This window comes from Novosphingobium sp. 63-713, assembly GCF_001898925.1.
In the GTDB taxonomy this organism is placed as follows: domain Bacteria; phylum Pseudomonadota; class Alphaproteobacteria; order Sphingomonadales; family Sphingomonadaceae; genus Novosphingobium.
Genome location: NZ_MKVS01000027.1, coordinates 181,017 through 201,978, shown reverse-complemented (window position 1 = coordinate 201,978; position 20,962 = coordinate 181,017). Strand labels below are relative to the sequence as shown.

Here is a 20,962-nt window from a genome sequence, read left to right as displayed (position 1 = left end):
CTCCATGGCCAATAACACCTGCCCGCAATGCGGCGCGCCGGTGCCGATGCGCTCCGGCGCCATGCCCTATGCCGTGTGCGGCTATTGCCAGACGGTGATCGCGCGCGAGGGTATGCGCGACATCGGCAAGGCTGCGCTGTTGCCCTATGACATTTCCCCGATCCAGCTCGGCACCGGCGGCGCGGTGGATGGCGCGCGCTTTACCGTGGTGGGCCGCGTGCGCTGGGGCTGGGCCGATGGCGCGTGGAACGAATGGCTGCTGCAACTTTCCGACGGCACCTCGCGCTGGCTGGGCGAGGCGATGGGGCAGTTTCAGATATTGGCCGAGCGCGAGGATGTCGCCGCCCGTCTGCCTGCCGACATTGCGCTGGGATTCACCCTCGATGTGGACGGCCAGAGCCTGACCGCCACCGATATCAAAACTGTCACCTGCCTTGGCGCAGAGGGCGATCTGCCTTTCCCCACTCCGGCCGACTGGCAGGTGGAAAGCGTGGATTTCCGCTCCCCCACCGGCGCGGCCCTTTCGGTCCAGCGCGACAAGGTGGGGGTAAGCGCCTATGTCGGGCGCTATGTCGAACTGCCCGAATTGCGCCCCAGCCGCCTGCGCGCGGTTGAGGATTGGGTGATGCCTGACAATCTGGCGGAGAAGGGCCGATGAGTCGGGCGATCCTCTGCCCCTCCTGCGGCGGTTCGATTGAGGTCAAGGCGGCGGGTTATACGGTCACGGTCGCATGTCGCCATTGCGGCAGCGTGCTTGATGTCGCCAATCCTGACGTTGCCGTCATCAAGGAATATCACGAAAAAGCCGCGAAACTGCCCCTGCCGCTGGGCAGCCGGGGCACTTTGTTCGGCACGCAATGGGAGGCCATCGGCTTTCTGGAGCGGCAGGCGGGGGGCTATGCCTGGGGCGAATATCTCCTGTTCAACCCCTATGCGGGCTATCGCTGGCTGGTCCATTCCGATGGGCAATGGCAATTCGGCACGATGCTGACCGATCTGCCGCGCGAAACCGGCGGCTGGGGCGAGGCAGGCTGGCGCGGCGAGGTGTACCGTGGCGAGGACGAGCCTGTCACCATCACCACCACCCGCGTGATCGGCGAATTCTACTGGCGGGTTCAGGCGGGCGAGATGTGGGTGGCGGGCAGCTATGAACGCGGCGGCGCCTCTCTCTCTCGCGAATGGCGCGAGGGCGAGGAGGTGCAATGGACCCATCTGGTCGGCGTGCCGGGGCGGTTGATCGACGCCTTTGTCCGCCCGCAAGGCCCCGATCTGGCCCGGCCAGAACCGGCGCGGCCCACGCCGGGCGACGGAGCATCCGGCTTTGCCCAGCGCGTTTGGGGCACCGGCTTTTCGTCCGGCCGGGCGGGACTTTGGAGCATGGCTTTGGTCGCGATGTTGACCACGATTGCGAGCTTTTTTCTGCTGACGGCTTTTGGATCGGGCGGCGCGGGCGTGCGTGGCGGCGGCGGAGTTGTGGTCGATGGTCCCGTTGCACGCCTGACTGTCGGGCCGGTGCATTTGGTCCGCCGTGCTCAATTCGTCATGGTCAAGGTGTCCGCAACGGATTTCATCAACCGCTGGGTCGATCTGGACTATCTGCTGGTCAACCGCGCGACACAGGCGGCCATCCCGGCCAGCGCCACCATCGAATATTACGCAGGCCGCGATTCCGATGGTGACTGGTCCGAAGGCAGCCATGCGACCGAAACCCGTTTCAGCGGCGTACCGGCCGGTGATTATGATCTGATGATCGAGGCTGAGGCCAAACGCTGGAACGACCCCAGCGCCAGCACCTATGCGACCACCAGCTATACCGGCAACCCTTGGGGCATCGACACATCGCAAAGCGTTGCCGGTCAGGAGCAGGAGGTTATTGGTCTGAGTGTGCTGGTCGAACCGGGCGGTTTTCCCGGTGCCCTCTGGAGCCTGATCGTGGTGCTGGCATGGTTGCCCTGGCTGATCGCCTATGCCTATCGCGCCAGCAAGACGGCGGTGTACGGGGAGAATTACCGATGACCCGCAGATTGTTCCTGCATATCGTTTGGTGCCTTGCGCTGCTGGCCTTTGCCGCATGGGCCGGATGGGCCGCGTGGGACCCATTTGCCGATGGCTCAGCTCAGCACAGCGGCCCGGCCGAGCGCACCCATCACCATGGTGGGGCGGGCGGTTTCTGGGGCTTTGGCCCTTCGCATAAATAGGGGAATGGTGACCATGCTTTCGACTGCGATCATTGTTGCCACGCTGTTTTATGCCTTGCTGGGCATTGTGGTTTTTGTGGCCAGTTTCATTCTGGTCGACAAACTGACCCCCGGCGAATTGTGGAAGGAAATCATCGAGCGGCAGAATATGGCGGTGGCCATTCTGGCGGGCGCGGTGGCTTTGGGGCTGAGCATGATCATCGCGGCGGCGATTCACGGCTGATGGACGATTCCGGCGATTTTGCGGGGCCTGCGCGCGCGCATGCGGCCATCCTGCTGCTCTCGGTGCTGGTGGTGGCCACCTGCGGGCTGATCTATGAATTGCTGGCGGGCACGCTGGCCTCCTATCTGCTGGGCGACAGTGTTACCCAGTTTTCGACCGTGATTGGTTCCTATCTGTTTGCGATGGGGGTGGGGTCTTTCCTCTCGCGCTATGTTCGGCGCGATGAGATCGGCGTGTTTATCCGCGTCGAGATCATGATCGCGGCCATCGGCGGGTGGAGCGCTGCGGGCCTGTTCCTGGCCTTCCCGCTGGCCGCTGATTTCCGGGTGCTGCTCTACGCCATCGTGCTGGTGATCGGGGCGCTGGTGGGGCTGGAAATCCCGCTGCTGATCCGCATCCTGCGCTCGCGCTTTGCCTTTCGCGATCTGGTGTCCAATGTGCTGACCTATGATTATGTCGGCGCGCTGATCGCTTCACTGGCATTCCCGCTGTTTCTGGTGCCGCATCTGGGGATGATCCGTACCGGACTGGTGTTTGGGCTGGCCAATGTGGCGGTGGCGGTGGCGCTGCTGTTTGTGATGCGGCGCGCGCGGCGGGTGGGCGTTGATATGGCAGCCGCGTTGATGGTGGCGTGCAGCCTGATCGCGGGCCTGTTTCTGGCCGAACGCATACAGCGCTTTTCCGAGATCGCCTATTATGGCGAGGGGGTGATCCATGCCCGGTCCACACCCTATCAGCGCATTGTGCTGACCCGCCGGGGCGAGGATCTTCGGCTTTACCTCAATGGTAATTTGCAATTTTCGTCGCGGGACGAGTACCGCTATCACGAGGCGCTGGTCTGGCCGGTGTTGGGGCGGGTGGCCAATCCGGCGCGGGTGCTGATCTTGGGCGGGGGCGATGGGCTGGCCGCGCGTGAGGTGCTGCGCGATGGGCGGGTGCGTTCGGTGCATCTGGTCGATCTGGACCCGGAAATGACGCGGATGTTTCGCGCAACGCCGCAACTGGCCGCGCTCAATCGCGGCTCGCTCTCCAATCCGCGCCTCAGCGTGGAAAATGCCGACGCCTTTCGCTGGGTCCGCGCGGCGCGGGGCACCTATGACGCCATCCTGATCGATTTTCCCGACCCCACCGAATATTCGCTGGGCAAGCTCTACACGGTCAGTTTCTATGCGCAGGTGGCCCGTCTGCTGGCGCCCGATGGCGTGATGGTGGTGCAATCGACCTCGCCGCTGGTGGCGCCGCGATCCTATTGGACCGTGGCGCAGACGCTGGAGGCGGCGGGCCTGCAAACGCGCGGCTATCACACCTATGTGCCCAGCTTTGGCGAATGGGGCTTTACGCTGGCCGCGCATACGCCCCCGGTGGCCCCCGCGCATCTGCCCGTCGGCCTGCGTTATCTCAACCCCGTGTCCGAACCGCTGATGTTCGATTTCCCCCCCGACATGGCGCGCCGCCCAACACCGGTAAACCGCCTCGACAATCAGGCGCTGGTGCGCAGCTTTGCCGAGGAATGGAGCCATTATGAGGGCTGAGGTCCGGCGGCGAGATCTGCTTGCCGGGGCCATGGTCTGCGGGGCATTGGGGGCCTGCGGCGTGCTTGCCGGTTGCGGACCGGCGCAGGCGACGCCTTTTCCCGGCGCTTTGCTGGGGCCGGATATGGTGCGCGGCCATGCGATCCGCGACGGCAAATTACCGGGGCCGACCGGGCCGGAGGAGCATATCCCGCTGGTCATCGCGGGCGGCGGCATTGCAGGGCTTGCGGCGGGCTGGCGTCTGGCCGAGGCGGGTTTTGCCGATTTCGCCCTGTTCGAACTGGAGGACGTTGCGGGCGGCAATGCGCGCGGCGGGGCCAATGGCGTGACGGCTTTCCCATGGGGCGCGCATTACCTGCCCATCCCCAATCGCGAGGCGCGGGCGCTGATCCATATGCTGCGCGGCTTTGGCATGATTACCGGGCAGGACGTGCAGGGCGCGCCGGTCTATGATCCGTTTCAGCTCTGCGCCGATCTTGAGGAGCGTCTGCTCTGGCGCGGCAAGTGGCAGGAGGGTCTGGTGCCCACCACCGGCCTGTCGGCGCAAGATAGCGCGCAATGGCGCCGTTTCGATGCGGCCATGGAGGTGTTTCGCAAAGCCGTGGGACGCGATGGCCGCGCCGCCTTTGCCAGTCCCTCGGCGCTCTCCAGCCGCGACGAGACCTATGCCGCGCTCGACCGCATCAGCTTTGCCGCATGGCTGGCGCAGGAAGCCTACACCGCCGCTCCTTTGCTGGCCTATCTGCGCTATTGCACCCGCGACGATTATGGCAGCGAGCCTGCAGCGATTTCGGCATGGGCGGGGATCCACTATTTCGCAGGCCGCCGCGGCTGGGCCGCCGATGGCGCGGGCGAGAGCGAATTGACATGGCCAGAGGGCAATGCCCGGCTGGCGCGGCTGATGGGCGGGCGGATCGGCGCGCGATTGCGCCCGCGCCACAGCGTCACCCATGTGGCGCGCGATGGCGGCGATGTGCTGGTCGATGTCTTCGATCATCAGGCAGGTGCGGCGCGGCGGATCAGGGCGCAGGCGGTGGTTCTGGCCATGCCCGATTTCGTGGCGCGCCATGTCGCGCCTCAATTCGCCGGTGCCTCACGCTTTTCCTATGCGCCATGGGTGGTGGCCAATGTGGCGGTGTCGCACATGCCATGGGGGCCGGGCGCGGGGCTGGCTTGGGACAATGTATCGAGTACCAGCGCCAGCCTCGGCTATGTCGTGGCCAACCATCAGACATCTTCGGCCGCCGATGGGCCGGGGGTTCTGACATGGTATCAGGCCTTGTCCGAGGGCGATCCGGTGGCGGTGCGCAAGGGCCTGCTGGCGCGGGGACTGGGCGAGTGGCAGGCGATTATCGCGGCGGATCTCCTGTCTATGAACCCGGAACTGGAGGGGCGGATCGAGCGGATCGATGTCTGGCGCTGGGGCCATGCGATGGTGCGGCCAACAGTGGGCTTTCGCAGCGATCCGGCACGGGCGGCGGCGCAGGCGATGAATGGTCCGGTGTTTCGCGCCCATTCCGATCTCTCCGGCCTCTCGCTGTTTGAAGAGGCGCATTATCACGGCGTGCTGGCCGCCGAGCGTGCATTGGCTCATCTGGGGCGGGGCGGGGAGAGCCTGTTGTGACGCTCGCTCCGGCCACGGGCCTGCATCTGATTGCCGATCTGGCGGATTGTCATGGGCTGTGCGACGTGGCCCTGATCGAGGCGGCGCTGCGCGAGGCGGCCGCTGCCGCCCATGTCCATGTCCTCTCGGTCCACCTCCACCCCTTTGGGCCGGAGCAGGGGGTGACGGGCGTGGCTCTTCTGGCCGAATCGCATATCTCGATCCATTCGTGGCCTGAGGAAGGATTGGCCGCGATCGACATTTTCGTCTGCGGGCCGCAGGCCGATGCAGAAGCGGCGCTGGCCGTGATCGCGGCGCGGCTGGGCGGCGCCATTCGCTATCGACAGGCCATCCCCCGTTTGGGCGCCAGAACCGGGGCAGCACTGGCGCCTTAGTCATCACCCTGTCATACGGGGCGGCTTGGGACGCGTTTTGCATCGGGGGATCGGGTGAGTTTGGAAAAGTTGGCGCGTTGGCCGCGATATGGACGGATGGCGGTGGGCGTGGCGCTGTTTCTGGTTCTGGCCTTGCCATGGCTGGTGATGCCTGCCGGGTGGCGGGCTCGGCGCTGTCTGGCGGTGCTGGCATGGCGCCTGCTGCTGCGCAGCTTTGGCATTACCGTCGAGGTGCATGGTACGCCGATGCCTGCAGCGGGCACGCTCTATGTCGCCAACCATATCAGTTGGACTGATATCCCTGTGCTGGGGCTGGTGACACGGGCGGCCTTTGTGGCCAAGGATGATATGCGGGGCTGGCCGTTGATCGGGCGGCTGACGGCGGAATATGGGTGCGTCTTTGTTGAGCGCGAGCGGCGCGGCAAGGTGGGGGCGCAGGCCGCCGAACTGGCCAGCCATCTGGAGGCCGAGCGCGGACTGGTACTGTTTCCCGAAGGGACGACCGGGCTGGGCGATGGCGTGCTGCCGTTCCGCTCCAGCCTGTTTGCGCTGGTGCCTGGCGTGGGCGAGGGGACCGCGCGGGTTCAGCCGATCACCTTGCGCTATGCCCATGCCGATGGCCGCGCATTCAGCCCGCAGGAGCAGCGGCAGATCGCGTGGATCGGCGATGATGAGTTGCTGCCCCATGCGCTTACTTTGGCGGGCATGGGGCGTATCCAGGCCGAGGTGTGGTTTGAAACGCCCATCGAGGCGGGCGACCGCAAGGGGCTGGCCCGCGCCTGTGAGGCCGCCGTGGTGGCGCGTTTAGGCAGCCACCGCTGAAGCGTTTAAGCCGCTGCGCTGAAACGCGAGGCGTAACGGTCCGCGATCAGATCGACGGGCATGACCACAAACACATCGACCGTGTTGAACGCATGGTCGATAAAGGCCCCGTCGCCAAACCGCGCGCCCACCCGCATATAGCCCTTCACCAGCGGGGGAAGCTGGAACATCGCGCGGCGCTCGTCATAGGCGCCGCGTTCCAGCCGCTCCATCGACACGCCCTTGCCGGGCAGCACACGGGGGCGTTGGTCCGGCGCGGCCAGATGGTGATGGTATAGATAGGACAGCGCGGGGGCGTAGAGATCGGGGTCGGTGCCGGGAAAGCTGGCGCAGCCGAACATCAGGCCGATCTGATTGGCCTTGATATAATCGGCAATCCCGCGCCACAGCATCGAGATGGTCGCGCTGGTGCGATATTGCGGCAGCACGCAGGAACGGCCCAATTCGAGCAGTTCCTTGCCCTCATTATCGCGCGCCATCAGGGTGGAGAGGTCATATTCCCCGCTGGAATAAAAGCCCGAATGCGCCCGCGCCACCTTTTCGCGCAGCAGGCGATAGGTGCCCACCACCGCATCGGCAGGCGCCGCGCCCGCATCCAGCAGCGCCTCGTCGATCACCAGCAGATGATCGCACAGCGCGTCATAGGCGTCCCGGTCGCAGCGCAGCGCCGCATTGGCCGGATCGACATCCATGTCTTCCGCCGCGCCCATTTCCTCGAAAAACACCCGCCAGCGCAGATGCTGAACCGCATGGAGATCATCGCCGTCGCGGGCAAGACGGACAGTCAGGCGGCGGGTCATTAACGGCTTCTCAAGCATCTGGGCGGTCATGGCGTCTCCTTCCCGCCTGTTTAGGCGATGGAGGTGACATGGCTGTGGCGATTGCGTGATGCTTGTGTGACAGAAACCCAAACGAAAAGGGCGACGCCGCAGCGCCGCCCTTTCAGGAATTGCAAGGATCGCGAAGGATCAGAATTCGAGGCGAATGCCCAGATTGATGCCATGCGACATGTAATTGCTGCGATAGGTGCCCTGATAACCGATGAACAGCGCGCCCGCATCGTCGAACACAAAGTTGACACCGGCATTGGTATCGACCTGGCTGTTGGCCTGGGCCAGACCCGTCACGGTGAACTGCGTATCGGCCTGACCGTTCATCAGCGCCGTCACGGTGTTGCCCGAACCGGTGATCTTCGAGCGATAGGTCGCGGTCAGATAGGGGCGCAGCATACCCTTCGAGCGGGTGAGCGACAGACCGGCCAGCCATTCGGTGCGATCCGCGCTGATCCCGTTGACGCTCAGATTGGCCGCGCCCGCGCCGGTTTCGGTGAAGGCCTTGATCTTGCCCTTGTTGAAGTCGATCCCGACAAAAGGTTCGGCCGTCCAGCCATTGGCCTTCAGCTCAAACCCGACCTTGCCGGTGGCCTTGAACAGATCCTCGCCCGCCGAGCCGGTGGCCGTGCGCGAGTAGGCGCCGATGGTGATGAGCTTGGTCGTGCTCATCTTGCCCATGTGATAGCTGGCGATACCGGTCAGGTGCAGCGGGCCGAAATTCTTGCCCACATAGGCGGCCACCGCATAATCGCGATTAGTACCGGTCAGATTAGCCAGTGCGTAATGCAGCTTGTCCCAAGACAGGTTGACGGCCAAACCATAGACATGGCTGGGGCCCGAGAAATCATAGCCGGCGGCGATCGCGGTGATTTGATCGCGGGTGCGATAGCCGCCCACGGTCGAGGCCGTCGAGGAGAAGCTGCCCTGCGCCATCGGCGTCAGCCACCAGCCGTCTTCGGGATGGTCGCTGTTCTGATCCTTCAGGCGCATGTCGATGGTGCGATGGAACAGGTTGGCCTGATCGCGCAGCGCCGTGGCATAGGCCAGATAGCCCTCGGGCGAGATTTCATCGAGGAACAGCTTGGCATCGGAGACGCCCAGAATATCGACCGTGCCCAGCAGGGTGGCCGCATCCGAGCCGGTGCTGGCCGTGGCGGTGGCCAGCAGGCCGGTGGTGTCCGCAACCGTGCCGTCGGTATGGCCCAGCGCCTTGGAAACGGCGATCTGGTTGGCGTTGGCGCCATTGGCGGCCATCACCGTGTCATAGGAATTGTGCGTGGCGGTGAACTGATAATCGGTGCCGGTGCTGCTGGTCACCGCGCCCACCTTGGTAAAGGTGGTGAACAACAGGTTGGTGCCGTTGTTGACGGTGAAACTGGAGAAGTCGCCCGTGATGCCGCCATTGGCATGGATCACGTTGAACACCGTGCCGGTGGAATAGAAGCCCGCCGTGACGTTCAGGTTCAGCGTGCCGCTCAGCGATGCGGTGCCGGTGGTGTAGAGCTGGCTGTAGGTGGTGCCGGCCGCAGTGGTCGCGCTGCCCGCCGGATAGATCGGGATGTTGAGCGTGCCGTTGGCGCCCTGAACATAATTGCCGTAAACAGTGACCTTGGCGGGCGCCGAGGCAGTGCCGATCCACAACTGGCTGTTGGTGATCGTCCCGTCGGTGTTGACCGTGGTGTTGTTGTTGTTCAGCGTCGAGGTGCCGCCGGTGGTGTAATAATAGCCAACCGTGCTGCCGTTATACAGGTACATCGTACCCGCATTGCTCAGCGTGGTGTTGTCGCCCGAGGCAAAGACGCCGGTGAACGTGCCGCCAAAGCCATTGGTGAAGGACACCGTATTGGTGCCGACCGTGGCCGAAACCGGCGACTGGCTGAACGTACCGGTGAAGATGCCGGTGTTGACGGCGGTGATGCTGCCGCTGGCCGTCACCGCGCCGGTAAAGCCGTAGGTGGTGTTGTAATTATAGAAATAGGCGCGGTTGCCGTCGGTGTTCGTGCCATAGACGATGTTGCCCGTCACGGCGGCGGTGGCGGCGGTGTTGTTGATGAACGTGCCGTTGACGCCGAAAGTAACCGCAGGCGTGCCCGAATAGGCGGTCAGCGTGCCGTTGTTGGTCACGGTCGAATTGGCGCCCACGGTGATCGCGCCCGCGCCCGACGTGCTGCTGGTCGAGGTGATCGTACCATTGTTGGTGATCGTGGCATTGTCGCCATACTGCACGCCATAGATCGCGCCGGTGTTGGTCACCGTGCCTGCGTTGGTCAGCGTGCCCGAAGTGCCGATCACCAGCGGCGCGGTCACGCTCGATCCCGAGGTGACAGAGACATTCACGCCAGAGGCCGTGTTCGTATAGGCGGCCGAAGTGCCCGAACAGGTGACGGTGGAGCCGCTGGCCGTGCAATCGGCCCAGGCCACACCCGGCGTCATCAACGCGGTGGACGCAAGGGCAATGGGCGCAAAACGGCGCGCGCGGGTGGTGCGGCTGAGCAAGTTAATCGACCGGGCCATGTCCGTGTCTGTCCTTCGTCTTTCGAATGTCTACCCCGAATGGGGCGAGTGGCGCTCGCCGAGTGAACGCCGGATGAATAGGGTGTTGCGGGACGTGCAGGGATTAGCGGCCAAAGGCAAGGGGGAATAAGGTGAACCGAGCCTGTTGACCCCTTGAAGAAGCGCGGAACTGTACAGTATGCCCTATTTTACAAAGTAAGATTCCTTGTGCGGCAACAGTTTTAGGGCATTTTTCCCGCTCGTCGCCAAGGGCGCGCGAACAGGGCAATGAGAGGCATGACATGACATTGGAAATGATCAGCAGCAACCGCAGCTTTGGCGGCACGCAGGGGGTCTATGCCCATGATTCGCAACAGACCAGCACGCGCATGACCTTCTCGGTCTTTGTGCCCGATCATGCGCCGGGCGCGCGGCTGCCGGTGCTGTGGTATCTCTCGGGCCTGACCTGCACCCATGCCAATGTGACCGAGAAGGGCGAGTTCCGCCGGGCCTGCGCCGAGGCGGGGGTGATCTTTGTTGCGCCCGATACGTCGCCGCGCGGCGATGATGTGGCCGATGACGATGCCTATGACTTTGGCAAGGGCGCCGGTTTCTATGTCGATGCAACGCAGCAGCCATGGTCGCCGCATTTCCGCATGCGTTCCTATATCGAGGGCGAATTGCCCGCCTTGCTGGCCGAGCATTTCCCGGCGGACATGGAGCGGCAGGGCATCACCGGCCATTCGATGGGCGGGCATGGCGCGCTGACCATCGCACTGCGCAATGCGGGGCGGTTCCGGTCGGTCTCGGCCTTTGCGCCGATCGTGTCGCCGCTCAACTGCCCCTGGGGCGAAAAGGCGCTGGGGGGCTATCTGGGCGATGATCGCGGGGCGTGGCGCGAATATGACGCCGTAGCGCTGATCGAGGATGGGGCGCGTTTGCCCGATCTGCTGGTCGATCAGGGTGAGGCCGATGGTTTCCTTGAGGGGCAGTTGAAAACGCAACTGTTGGTGGAGGCTTGCGAGAAAGCCGGTCAGCTCACCACGATCCGGATGCAGCCGGGCTATGACCATTCCTATTACTTCATCTCGACCTTTATGGCCGAGCATGTGGCGTGGCATGCCGAGCGGATGAAGGTGTAAAGAGAGAGGGGCGGCGTGCATAAGTGCGCCGCCTTTGATGTTGAGCGCGGCGAAGGGATGCGAACCATTCAGCGAAGCCGCTTGCGACACAGCGCAACGAATGATCCCGGAGGATTCGCCTCGGACAGGCCCTGTACAGGCCTGCATCGTCCTAACTGTCTGGAAAAACTGGAGCGGGCGAAGGGATTCGAACCCTCGACCCCAACCTTGGCAAGGTTGTGCTCTACCCCTGAGCTACGCCCGCTCGGGCGGGTGCGCCAATTGACGACACCGAAAAACTGGAGCGGGCGAAGGGATTCGAACCCTCGACCCCAACCTTGGCAAGGTTGTGCTCTACCCCTGAGCTACGCCCGCTCGGGCTTGGCCAAACCCATAAGGGCGAGGCCGGGTGAAACTTGGAGCGGGCGAAGGGATTCGAACCCTCGACCCCAACCTTGGCAAGGTTGTGCTCTACCCCTGAGCTACGCCCGCTCTGGCGTTTCGGCAATGGAGCGGGGCGCTCCGTTGCGGGGTGAGGCGGCCCTTTAACGAGGCTCTTTCACCTTGCCAAGCACAATCTTCACATCTTTTCATTTTCATGGGCAAAAGATTGCAGGGATCCGTTTCCGCATCACCTCGGCTTTGCGCCGAAACGCGCTTTATCCCTTCACAAACGCCGCGAAAGGTCCACATAGGGGGCAAAGGCGCCGGATGGGGCGCACAGACGGATGGAGTACCGCGTGGCAAGTCTTGGCCTGAGCATCGAAGAACAGAAAGCCGTTGATCGCTTCCGCAAGGCGGTGGTCGAGCCTTCGATGACGCAATTGGTGATTCTCGATTTCTGGGCCGAATGGTGCGGCCCGTGCAAGGCGCTGACCCCGGTGCTGGAAAAGGTGTCGGCCGAATATGCCGACAAGGGCGTCGTGCTGGCCAAGGTCAATGTGGACGAGGAAGGCTTCATCGCCAGCCAGTTTCAGGTCCGCTCGATTCCGACCGTCTATGCGATCTTTCAGGGGCAGCCGATTGCCGACCTGACCAATGCGCGCGGCGAATCGCAATTAAAGGCTATGCTGGACCAGTTGCTCAAGCAATTGCCGATCCAGCCCGCCGGTGATCCCAAGCCCGACCTCGAACCATTGCTGGCGATGGGCGAGGAAGCGCTGGATGCGGGCGATGGTGAGCGCGCGGCCAATATCTTTGGCCAGATTGCCGAAATCGCCCCCGACAGCGCGGCGGCCCATGCCGGACTGATTCGCGCGCTGGTGCTTGGCGGTCAGGTTGAGGAAGCCGAGGCGGTGCTGATCGCGCTTGATCCGGCGCTGGCCGCCGATCCGGCGGTGGAGCGGGCCAAGGCCGCGCTCGAACTGGCCAAGGATGCGCCTGAGGATGGCGAACTGGCCGCGCTGAAGGCGGCGGCCGAGGCCGCGCCCGATGACCATCAGGCCGGGTTTGATTATGCCAGCGCGGCCTTTGCGGCGGGCGACCGCGAGGCGGCGGCGGCCACGCTGCTGCGCCTGATCGCGGCGGACCGGACATGGAACGAAGGCGCCGCCCGCGCCAAGCTGCTCCAGATCTTCGAGGCCATCGGCCTTGAGGACGCATGGGTTTCGGCCCAGCGGCGCAAGCTGTCCACCATCCTGTTTGGCTGATCGATGCGCGTCTCGATCTTTCCTCTTACCGGCGCGATGCTTTATCCGGGCCTCAGCCTGCCGCTGCATATTTTCGAGCCGCGCTATCGGGCCATGGTGTCCGATGCGCTGGCGCGGGATCGGCGTATCGGCATGATCCAGCCGCACAAGGCCGAGGAGGGCGCGCCGCTCTATGAGGTCGGCACGCTGGGCCATATTCAGGAGGTCGAGGCGCTGCCCGACGGCCGCTTCAACATTGTGCTGGTCGGCGAGGCGCGTTTTCGCATCCTGCGTGAGATGACGGTGGTGACGCCGTTCCGTCAGGTCGAGGCCGAATTGCTGCCCGAGGCCGAGCATCAGGTCATCAGCGCGGTCGAACGCGCGATGTTTGAGCGCGAGGCGCGCCACTTTGCCGATGCGCAGGGCTATGCGGTCGATTGGGAACAGGTGACGCGGCTGGACGATCAGTCGCTGATCAATGGCGTGGCCCAGATCGCGCCTTTTGACGCTGCCTCGAAACAGGCGCTGCTGGAATGCGGCGATCTGACCGAGCGCTGCGAATTGCTGGTGCAACTGATGCAGTTCTATGGCCGCCGTGACGGCGATGAGGGCGCGGCCACATTGCAATAGAACGCAGAAGGCGCCGGAGTGATGGTCCCGGCGCCTTCTGCATTTTCGGCAGTTTTTCGCACCGCCAGCGTGTTCTCCGGGAAAGCGCGAACCGCGGAAAAGCCCTGAACCGACTCGCTGCGCATGTTGTTCTTGTTCAACCAACCATCGCGATGACCTCGCGCAGGCTTGCCGCTATTCGTTCATTTTTCGAGACGAATGCTGATTTTTTCTTCGTCGACCACGGTGGAAAGCAACAATTGCTCCTCACCTTCCAGCAACAAGGCGGTCAGGCGTCCCGATTGATAGGCGCCCGTGTCTATGCCGATCCGATTGCGCCGGATTTCGGGGTCATCGGTGATGGTGTGGCCATGCACGATCACGCTGCCATGGGCTTGCTCGCTCGACAGGAATGGTTCGCGGATCCAGCGCAGATCGGCCGGTATCTGCGCCTCAAGCGCAACGCCCGGGCGGATGCCCGCATGGACAAAGGCATAATCGCCGATCTGCAGACACGCCTCAAAGGTGCCAATGAAATCAATCCATTCCTGCGTGATGGCCTGCTGCATCAGGACCTGCAGTTCTTCCCATGAAGCATCGGCATAGGTCTTTTCGTCGATCCCGAAGCTGATGAGCGTTTCGCGCCCGCCATACTGGACGAATTGGCGCAGCACCTCGATCCGTTCCAGCGAGTGGATCAGCATTTCCTCATGATTGCCCATCAGGATATGCATCGCCTTGCCCGCCGCGCGGCGTTCTTGCTGCCATTGGCGGGCCAGCGCCAGCACGCCCAGACTGGCCGGGCCGCGGTCGATCAGATCGCCCAGCAGGATGATCGTGGTCTTGGCCGGGCTGCGCTTCTGATCCTCGGTCATGATCGCGCCCATCAGCGCCTCGAACAGATCGAGACGCCCATGGATGTCGCCAATTGCGAAAACCCTTTCGCCATCGGGAATACGCGGCGCGCTGGCCGAGGCTGTGCCTGCGAACAACTTGCGCAACGCTCCTAGCATAATTCTGTCTGCCCTATATTCGTGAACCCTATGGCCTTACGGGTGGCGCCGATCAGGGTCAAGTTTAAGGGCGGCTGGAACAAGGTGGACGCGCCAGACCGGAAATTCCAGCTTGCCCATCTTGGATTACCGTGGCTTTGCTGATGATGACTGGCGATGAGTGGAGTTTTTAGCCGTGACGAAATTTCTGCACACGATGATCCGCGTGACCGACCCGGACGCGACCATCGCCCTGTTCGGCCTGTTGGGCCTGAGCGAAACGCGCCGCTTTTCCAGCGAGAAGGGCCGTTTCACGCTGATCTATCTGGCCTGTCCCGGGCAGGATTATGAAGTTGAGCTGACCTATAACTGGCCCGCCGAGGATGGCAGCGCCGAGACCTATACCGGCGGCCGCAATTTCGGCCATCTGGCGTTTCAGGTCGAGGATATTTACGCCACGTGCCAGACGCTGGCCGATGCCGGGGTGACGATCAACCGTCCGCCGCGCGACGGCCATATGGCCTTTGTCAAAACGCCCGACGGGATCAGCATCGAATTGCTGCAAAACGGCCGTTTGGAACCCGCCGAGCCCTGGCTTTCCATGCCCAATATCGGCAGTTGGTAAATCGTCCGGGGGGCAGGGTGCTTCAGCCGCTCTGCCCCCGATTGCTCGGGGCCATCTCGCTCTGGCCCAGTCGCAGCAGCAGCGCCCCGATCGCGCCCGAAATCAGCGACCCGGCCAGAATGCCCATGCGTATCGCGTTTTCCCGCAGCGGATCGGGCGCAAAGGCCAGCGTGCTGATAAACATGCTCATGGTAAAGCCGATGCCCGCCAATTGCCCGGCGCCCAGCGCCTGAAGCCAGTTGACGCCTTCGGGTCTGCGCGCAAAGCCGGTGATTTCGGCCAGCCACATCGCCCCCAGCACGCCCACCGGCTTGCCCAGCACCAGCCCCGCGCCAATGGCCAGCGGCAGCGTCATGTCGGCCACGCCGCCATCCAGCCGCACCCCGGCATTCACCAGTCCGAACAGCGGCACGATGACCAGCCCGCTCCATGGCGCCAGCGCATGTTCCAGGCGGAGCAGGGGGCTGTCATGGCGCTCGTCCAGCGCGATGGGCACCGTCAGCGCCGCCAGCACGCCCGCCACCGTGGCATGCACCCCCGAATGCAGAACGCACCACCATAGCGCCACCGCCATCAGGCCATAGGGCCAGACCCGGCTGCAGCCCATCCGGTTGAGCGCTATGCCGACACCCAGCACGCAAGCCCCCGCGCCCAACCACGCCAGATCGACATGCGCGGTATAGCCCAGCGCGATCACGATCACCGCGCCAATGTCATCCACCACCGCCACCGTCAGCAGGAACAGCCGCAAGGATCGCGGCACGCATCGGCCCAGCAGCGCAATCACCCCCATGGCAAAGGCAATATCGGTGGCCGAGGGGATGGCCCAGCCGCGCTGCAGCCCCGGATGGCCGCGCACCACAAGCAGATAGGTCGCCGCCGGCACCGCCATGCCCGCCAGCGCGGCCAGCACCGGCAACCGCCTTTGCCGCGCATCGGCCAGATTGCCGATCAGCACCTCGCGCTTCACCTCCAGCCCGACCGTGAAGAAGAACGCCACCATGATCCCATTGCCCATCACATCGCGCAGCGTGGAGAGATGGGGCAGATCCGGCGTGAATAGCGGTCCATCAAGCATTTTTGTCCATGCCGATGACCATGGCGAATTACTTATCACTATCGCTGCCAGGGTCGCGAAAGCCAGTAAAACGCCCGCGAGAACTTCCTGGTCCCGCGCAAGTTTTTGGACAAAATTGCGCGTTCTAGTGAAAAATGACGTCACATATCCCTCGTGTCGAGAATTGGCATTGCTTCAATAAGTGATTCTTACTACTTATATAACCTTAAGTGCCAACAAGGGGGTTGTCGCGTCGATGTCCTTTGCCGCGTCAGGTGGCTGGACCTTAGTTGAGTGGCTGCTGTTGATCGAGCGGGAATTGCTGCTCTTTGCGCTCTTCTGGTTTGTGATCGGTATGGTGGATGAACTGGCCGTCGACGCCATTTGGTTCTGCATGCGCCTTAAACCGGGTTTCCGTACACCATATCTCTCGCGAGATGTATCGCAAGGGCGTCTGGACGGGCGCCTTGCGGTCTTTGTTGCCTGTTGGCACGAGGCCGACGTGATCGGCGCAACGGTTGCCAATATGCTGCGCTGCTGGAAAGAAAGCGAATATATTTTGTATATAGGCTGCTATTGCAATGACCCGGCCACGGTGGCTGCGGTCACTGCGATCGGCGGCAGCGATCCGCGCCTGCGCATTGTCATCCATGACAAATTCGGCCCCACCACCAAGGCCGATTGTCTCAACCGCATCTATAAGGCGATGTGCGCGGACGAACAAAGGCTGGGTCAGCGTTTCAAGGGCATCGTGCTGCATGACAGCGAGGATATGGTCCATCCGCTCGAACTGATGCTGATCGACAGGGCGTTGTCCGATGTGGAATTCGTGCAATTGCCGGTCCGTCCCGAAATTCCTGAAGGCGCCCATTGGGTGGCTGGGCATTACTGCGACGAATTTGCCGAGGCCCATGCCCGCGCGATGCCGGTGCGCGATGCGCTGGGCGCGGGCCTGCCCGCTGCGGGCGTCAGCTGCGGCTTCTCCCGCGACATGCTTGAACTGATCGGTGAGGTCCGCATGATGGGATCGGCCGACGGTCCCTTTGCCGCCGATTGCCTGACCGAGGATTATGAGCTGGGCATGTTGATCCCGCATCTGGGCGGGCGCGGTTGCTTTCTGCGCTGCCGCGATGCCGATGGCCATCTGATCGGCACGCGCTCCTATTTCCCCGATACGGTGCTGACCTCGGTCCGGCAAAAGACGCGCTGGATGCATGGGATCTGCCTTCAGGGCTGGGACCGCCTGGGGTGGAACGCGCCGCTGGTCGATATCTGGATGTCGATTCGTGACCGGCGCGGGCCGCTGATCGCACTGGTGCTGTTTGCCGCCTATATCCTGCTGCTGGTCGAAGGCGTGCTGGCGGTGGCGCGGCTCTGGCTGGGCAAGGATATGCCGCAATTGGCGCCGCCGCCTGCCTATCTGCATTATGCGATGAACCTGTGCGCGATGGGGCTGGTGTGGCGTTCGTTCATGCGTGCCTTGTTCACCGGGCGTGAATATGGCTGGCGCGAGGGGCTGCTGGCGCCGTTGCGGCTGCCGGTGGCCAATGTGGTGATGATTCTGGCCGCGCGGCGGGCGCTTTGGGCCTATTGCCGCAGTCTGGGCGGCGCGCGCGTGGTGTGGGACAAGACCGAGCATATGGTCCATCCTTCGCTGGTTGCTTCGGTACCGCCGCCGCCTTGCCCGATGGAAAACGCCGCCTGATGCGCCGTCCCGATACTTTGCCGGATCGGTTCCGCCGACCTCGGAAACGGGGCGAACCGCTGGTGATGTTTGCGGCGGTGCTGATGCTGTGGATGGGGGGGCGCACGGCCACCTGGGAAAAACTGTCGATGGCGGTTCGTCCCGATGATCTCCGGGCGGAATTGCCTGCCTTGCCCGGCCTTGTCAGGCAGCCGTGGGGCAAGGGGGGCGATTTTTCGTTCATCGTGGCGGCGCCCGAAAAGGATTCGACCGTGGCGCTGCGAATGGACGGGGCGATGCATCGGATAATTGCCCCTGTTATGGCGGCGCCTTTGCCTTCCTTGCCGGACACGCCTTTGCAGCCTCTTGCGCTGACACCGGTTGATCCTCTGGCCGAGGTGACGGGCGCCAGAGCGATGAACGCGGCCACCCAGCAGGTGCTGTATATGTCCTCCATGGCCAACCTGCCTTTGCCCGCCGGAATGCAGGTCCGGCTGCACCGCCATCGCAGGCTTCAGACCGCGCGCGACGGCATGGGCAATATCAACGCCGTATTGGCCGTGACGCATGAGGACGAGGGCGGCGAACTGGTGGTTCCGCGTGAGAAGCTGCATGGCCAGCCTGCCGGGCGGCGCGTGGCGGAACGGCGTTGGTCGGGCGATGGCTGGCTCTTGATGCGTCAGGGGGGCAACGATCACGCTCTGGCCGGGGGCAGCGCGCCTTATGGGCCGACCTATGGTGCGAACCAGATCGGCGCAGTGCTGCGCTATCGCCTGATCCCCGGCGAGGCGCATAAGCTGACCGCCTATACGCGTGCCTATGGCGCATTGAACGGCACGGGCGAACGCGAGGTGGCCGCAGGCCTGTCGCTGCGCCCCGTTCCGGCCGTGCCGGTGATCGCCATGGCCGAAATTCGCGCCAGCCAGTTTCAGTCGGGTCAGACCCATGCCCGCCCGGCGGTCAGTCTGGTCACCGAAATTCCGCCGGTGTCGCTGGGGCGCCGGATCGAGGCGGAAACCTATGTGCAGGCCGGTTATGTCGGTGGGGCGGCGTCCACCCCCTTCATCGACGGCCAGATCCGGGTGGAGCAGGTGGTCTCGCATGGAGGTGGGGCGGAACTGCGCATGGGGCTTGGCGCATGGGGCGGCGCTCAGCAGGGCGCGAACCGGCTGGATGTCGGCCCTACGCTGCGCCTCGGGATGCGGCAGGGGCAGGTGGGCGCGCGGATCGCCATCGACTATCGGTTGCGGGTGCGGGGCAATGCCATGCCCACCTCGGGCCCGGCGCTCACGCTGTCCGCAGGTTTTTGACGCGGGAAGGACGGGATGAGCCGGGCGGGGCTTTCCCGCGCGGCATTCAGGCGCTAGCGTGGGGACGCTATGGATGTCTATCTTCCCATTGCCAATCTGTCGGTCAACGGCCTGATTATCATCGGGCTTGGGCTGCTCACGGGCATGTTGTCGGGCATCTTCGGCGTGGGCGGGGGGTTTCTGACCACGCCGCTGCTGATCTTCTACGGCATTCCCCCAACGGTTGCGGCGGCCTCGGCTGCCAGCCAGGTGACCGGGGCCAGCGTGTCGGGCATGTTGGCGCATCACCAGCGCGGCGGGGTGGATTACCGCATGGGGCTGGTGCTGGTGGCGGGCGGCGTGTTGGGCACGGGGCTGGGGGCGTTGCTCTTTAGCCTGCTGCAGGCGCTGGGGCAGATCGATACGGTCATCAACCTGCTTTATGTGTCGATGCTGGGCGGCATTGGCGCGATGATGGCGCGCGAGAGCATTCAGACCCTGCGGGCGGGCGGCACGGGCGCGCGCCCGGTGCGCAAGCGTCGGCATCATCCGCTGGTGACGCGTTTGCCGGGGCGGTGGCGGTTCTATCGCTCGGGCCTGTATATTTCGCCGCTGGCGCCTTTGCTGCTGGGCATGTTCACCGGCATTCTGACCATGCTGATGGGGATCGGCGGCGGTTTCGTGCTGGTTCCGGCCATGCTCTACATTCTGGGCATGAGCGCGCAGGTGGTGGTGGGAACCAGCCTGTTTCAGATCCTGTTCGTGACCATGGCCACCACGATGATGCATGCGCTGACCACGCGGGCGGTGGATATTGTGCTGGCTGGACTGCTGCTGATCGGGTCGGTGTCGGGCGCGCAATTGGGCGCGCGTTTCGCCACCACGGCAAGTCCCGTCAAGCTGCGCCTTGCGCTGGCGGCCATCGTGCTGGCGGTCGCGGCGCGCATGGCGCTCGGGCTGACATGGCGGCCGGATGAAATCTTTACGGTGAGCCTGCTGTGAGGCGGCTGTTCGCCTTGCTTGCGCTTTATCTGCTGGCCGGGGCTCCTTGGGCCGCTGCGGCCGAGCCGGTGCTGGTCACCGATATTTCCCAGCATCGCATCGAATTGCGGCAGGGCTTTACCGGGGCGCAATTGCTGCTGTTTGGCGCGATCATGTCGCCCGATGGCGGCGGCCCGGTTGCGGGGGCAGCGCGCGATTATGATGTGGTGGTGGTGCTCGAAGGGCCCGCGCATCAGATGGTCCTGCGCGAAAAGCGCAAGGTGGCGGGCATGTGGGTCAATGCCGAATATACCACGCTGCGCTCGGTACCCAGTTTCTATGCCGTGGTGGCCAATCGCCCGATCCGCCAGATTACCGATCCGCGCACAGCGGCGATTTACCAGCTCGGTCTCGATTCGCTGCAGCTTTCGCCCAGCGACAGCATCGACCCCGCGCGCGAAACCCATTTCGCCAAGGGCCTTGTCGATCTGATGCAGCGGCAGGGCCTGTTTCATCAGGACGACTCGGGCGTGACCATCAATGGGGGCGTGCTTTACTCCGCGCGCATCGATCTGCCCTCAAGTGTGCAACCGGGGGTTTATACCGCCGAAACCTTTGCCGTGCGCAAGGGCCGCGTAGTGGCATCGGCCACGGCGCGGGTTGAGGTGGGCAAGCAGGGTTTTGAAAAAGCCGTCGCCGATTTTTCGCAAAAGGAAGCGTTGGCCTATGGGCTGATGGCCGTGGCGGTGTCGGTGGTGATGGGCTGGGTGGCGGGGCGGTTGTTCGCGCTGTTCTGAGCGGGTGATAATTAAGCCTAATATTAACCTTTTCCGCCCTATTCCCTGATGCAATGATAGGGGTTCGCATCTCGGTAAAG

General features: G+C 63.8%; 20 protein-coding genes and 3 tRNA genes. 16 read left to right on the top strand and 7 right to left on the bottom strand.

Going from position 1 to position 20,962, the window contains the following annotated elements:
- The first annotated feature begins 4 nt into the window (after positions 1-4).
- From BGP00_RS14980 to BGP00_RS14945, 8 genes are all read left to right on the top strand, one after another.
- The gene (locus BGP00_RS14980; protein ID WP_292691020.1) at positions 5-658 is read left to right on the top strand and encodes a DUF4178 domain-containing protein; all 654 of its coding nucleotides are present in this window, start codon (positions 5-7) and stop codon (positions 656-658) included.
- The gene (locus tag BGP00_RS14975) at positions 655-2,016 is read left to right on the top strand and encodes a DUF4178 domain-containing protein (protein WP_292691022.1); all 1,362 of its coding nucleotides are present in this window, start codon (positions 655-657) and stop codon (positions 2,014-2,016) included. The genes BGP00_RS14980 and BGP00_RS14975 overlap by 4 nt, the downstream gene beginning before the upstream one ends.
- The gene (locus tag BGP00_RS14970; RefSeq protein WP_292691024.1) at positions 2,013-2,198 is read left to right on the top strand and encodes a hypothetical protein; all 186 of its coding nucleotides are present in this window, start codon (positions 2,013-2,015) and stop codon (positions 2,196-2,198) included. The genes BGP00_RS14975 and BGP00_RS14970 overlap by 4 nt, the downstream gene beginning before the upstream one ends.
- A 13-nt stretch (positions 2,199-2,211) precedes the next feature.
- The gene (locus BGP00_RS14965; protein ID WP_292691026.1) at positions 2,212-2,421 is read left to right on the top strand and encodes a DUF350 domain-containing protein; all 210 of its coding nucleotides are present in this window, start codon (positions 2,212-2,214) and stop codon (positions 2,419-2,421) included.
- A complete protein-coding gene (locus BGP00_RS14960; RefSeq protein ID WP_292691028.1) occupies positions 2,421-3,953 on the top strand; it encodes a polyamine aminopropyltransferase in 1,533 nt (510 codons plus the stop codon). Before BGP00_RS14965 ends, BGP00_RS14960 begins: the two co-directional genes overlap by 1 nt.
- Complete coding sequence (locus BGP00_RS14955) at positions 3,943-5,577, top strand: NAD(P)-binding protein (RefSeq protein ID WP_292691030.1); 1,635 nt, start codon at positions 3,943-3,945, stop codon at positions 5,575-5,577. Before BGP00_RS14960 ends, BGP00_RS14955 begins: the two co-directional genes overlap by 11 nt.
- Positions 5,574-5,951: an adenosylmethionine decarboxylase gene (gene speD, locus BGP00_RS14950; RefSeq protein ID WP_292691032.1), complete on the top strand. Its 378-nt coding sequence runs from the start codon at positions 5,574-5,576 to the stop codon at positions 5,949-5,951. The genes BGP00_RS14955 and speD overlap by 4 nt, the downstream gene beginning before the upstream one ends.
- Before the next feature lie 96 nt (positions 5,952-6,047).
- Positions 6,048-6,773, top strand: coding sequence for a lysophospholipid acyltransferase family protein (locus BGP00_RS14945; RefSeq protein ID WP_292922021.1), 726 nt, complete (start codon positions 6,048-6,050; stop codon positions 6,771-6,773).
- 5 nt (positions 6,774-6,778) lie between these two features.
- On the opposite strand, the gene BGP00_RS14940 is transcribed toward BGP00_RS14945, so the two are convergent.
- The gene (locus BGP00_RS14940; RefSeq protein WP_292691036.1) at positions 6,779-7,603 is read right to left on the bottom strand and encodes a GNAT family N-acyltransferase; all 825 of its coding nucleotides are present in this window, start codon (positions 7,601-7,603) and stop codon (positions 6,779-6,781) included.
- Between the two features lie 138 nt (positions 7,604-7,741).
- Complete coding sequence (locus BGP00_RS14935; RefSeq protein WP_292691038.1) at positions 7,742-10,120, bottom strand: autotransporter domain-containing protein; 2,379 nt, start codon at positions 10,118-10,120, stop codon at positions 7,742-7,744.
- Positions 10,121-10,401: 281 nt separating this feature from the next.
- Here BGP00_RS14935 and fghA point away from each other — a divergent pair, with 281 nt between their 5' ends.
- A complete protein-coding gene (gene fghA / locus BGP00_RS14930) occupies positions 10,402-11,241 on the top strand; it encodes an S-formylglutathione hydrolase (RefSeq protein WP_292691040.1) in 840 nt (279 codons plus the stop codon).
- A 169-nt stretch (positions 11,242-11,410) separates the two neighbouring features.
- Here fghA and BGP00_RS14925 read toward each other — a convergent pair.
- The 3 genes from BGP00_RS14925 to BGP00_RS14915 all read right to left on the bottom strand — a co-directional run bounded on the left by BGP00_RS14925 (position 11,411) and on the right by BGP00_RS14915 (position 11,712).
- Positions 11,411-11,485, bottom strand: a tRNA-Gly gene (locus BGP00_RS14925).
- A 35-nt stretch (positions 11,486-11,520) separates the two neighbouring features.
- Positions 11,521-11,595 (bottom strand) — tRNA-Gly (locus BGP00_RS14920).
- A gap of 42 nt (positions 11,596-11,637) precedes the next feature.
- Positions 11,638-11,712: transfer RNA gene (locus tag BGP00_RS14915), tRNA-Gly, on the bottom strand.
- Positions 11,713-11,960: 248 nt separating this feature from the next.
- Here BGP00_RS14915 and BGP00_RS14910 point away from each other — a divergent pair.
- Entirely contained in the window at positions 11,961-12,869 is a 909-nt protein-coding gene (locus tag BGP00_RS14910) for a tetratricopeptide repeat protein (protein WP_292691042.1), read from the top strand.
- Positions 12,870-12,872: 3 nt separating this feature from the next.
- Positions 12,873-13,478 (top strand): LON peptidase substrate-binding domain-containing protein, encoded by a 606-nt coding sequence (locus BGP00_RS14905; protein WP_292691044.1) that lies wholly within the window; start codon positions 12,873-12,875, stop codon positions 13,476-13,478.
- A gap of 182 nt (positions 13,479-13,660) precedes the next feature.
- On the opposite strand, the gene BGP00_RS14900 is transcribed toward BGP00_RS14905, so the two are convergent.
- Positions 13,661-14,458 (bottom strand): metallophosphoesterase family protein, encoded by a 798-nt coding sequence (locus BGP00_RS14900; RefSeq protein WP_292691046.1) that lies wholly within the window; start codon positions 14,456-14,458, stop codon positions 13,661-13,663.
- Positions 14,459-14,645: 187 nt separating this feature from the next.
- On the opposite strand from BGP00_RS14900, the gene BGP00_RS14895 reads away from it, so the two are divergent.
- Complete coding sequence (locus tag BGP00_RS14895) at positions 14,646-15,074, top strand: VOC family protein (RefSeq protein ID WP_292691048.1); 429 nt, start codon at positions 14,646-14,648, stop codon at positions 15,072-15,074.
- A gap of 22 nt (positions 15,075-15,096) precedes the next feature.
- On the opposite strand, the gene nhaA is transcribed toward BGP00_RS14895, so the two are convergent.
- Positions 15,097-16,296 carry a Na+/H+ antiporter NhaA gene (gene nhaA / locus BGP00_RS14890; protein WP_292691050.1) on the bottom strand — a complete coding sequence of 400 codons (1,200 nt, stop codon included), beginning with the start codon at positions 16,294-16,296 and terminating at the stop codon, positions 15,097-15,099.
- Positions 16,297-16,387: 91 nt separating this feature from the next.
- Here nhaA and BGP00_RS14885 point away from each other — a divergent pair, with 91 nt between their 5' ends.
- The 4 genes from BGP00_RS14885 to BGP00_RS14870 all read left to right on the top strand — a co-directional run bounded on the left by BGP00_RS14885 (position 16,388) and on the right by BGP00_RS14870 (position 20,882).
- Positions 16,388-17,836 (top strand): glycosyl transferase family protein, encoded by a 1,449-nt coding sequence (locus BGP00_RS14885; protein WP_292691052.1) that lies wholly within the window; start codon positions 16,388-16,390, stop codon positions 17,834-17,836.
- A complete protein-coding gene (locus tag BGP00_RS14880; protein ID WP_292691054.1) occupies positions 17,836-19,125 on the top strand; it encodes a hypothetical protein in 1,290 nt (429 codons plus the stop codon). Before BGP00_RS14885 ends, BGP00_RS14880 begins: the two co-directional genes overlap by 1 nt.
- Before the next feature lie 69 nt (positions 19,126-19,194).
- A complete protein-coding gene (locus BGP00_RS14875; RefSeq protein WP_168603750.1) occupies positions 19,195-20,106 on the top strand; it encodes a sulfite exporter TauE/SafE family protein in 912 nt (303 codons plus the stop codon).
- The gene (locus BGP00_RS14870) at positions 20,103-20,882 is read left to right on the top strand and encodes a TIGR02186 family protein (protein ID WP_292691056.1); all 780 of its coding nucleotides are present in this window, start codon (positions 20,103-20,105) and stop codon (positions 20,880-20,882) included. The genes BGP00_RS14875 and BGP00_RS14870 overlap by 4 nt, the downstream gene beginning before the upstream one ends.
- Positions 20,883-20,962 lie beyond the last annotated feature (80 nt).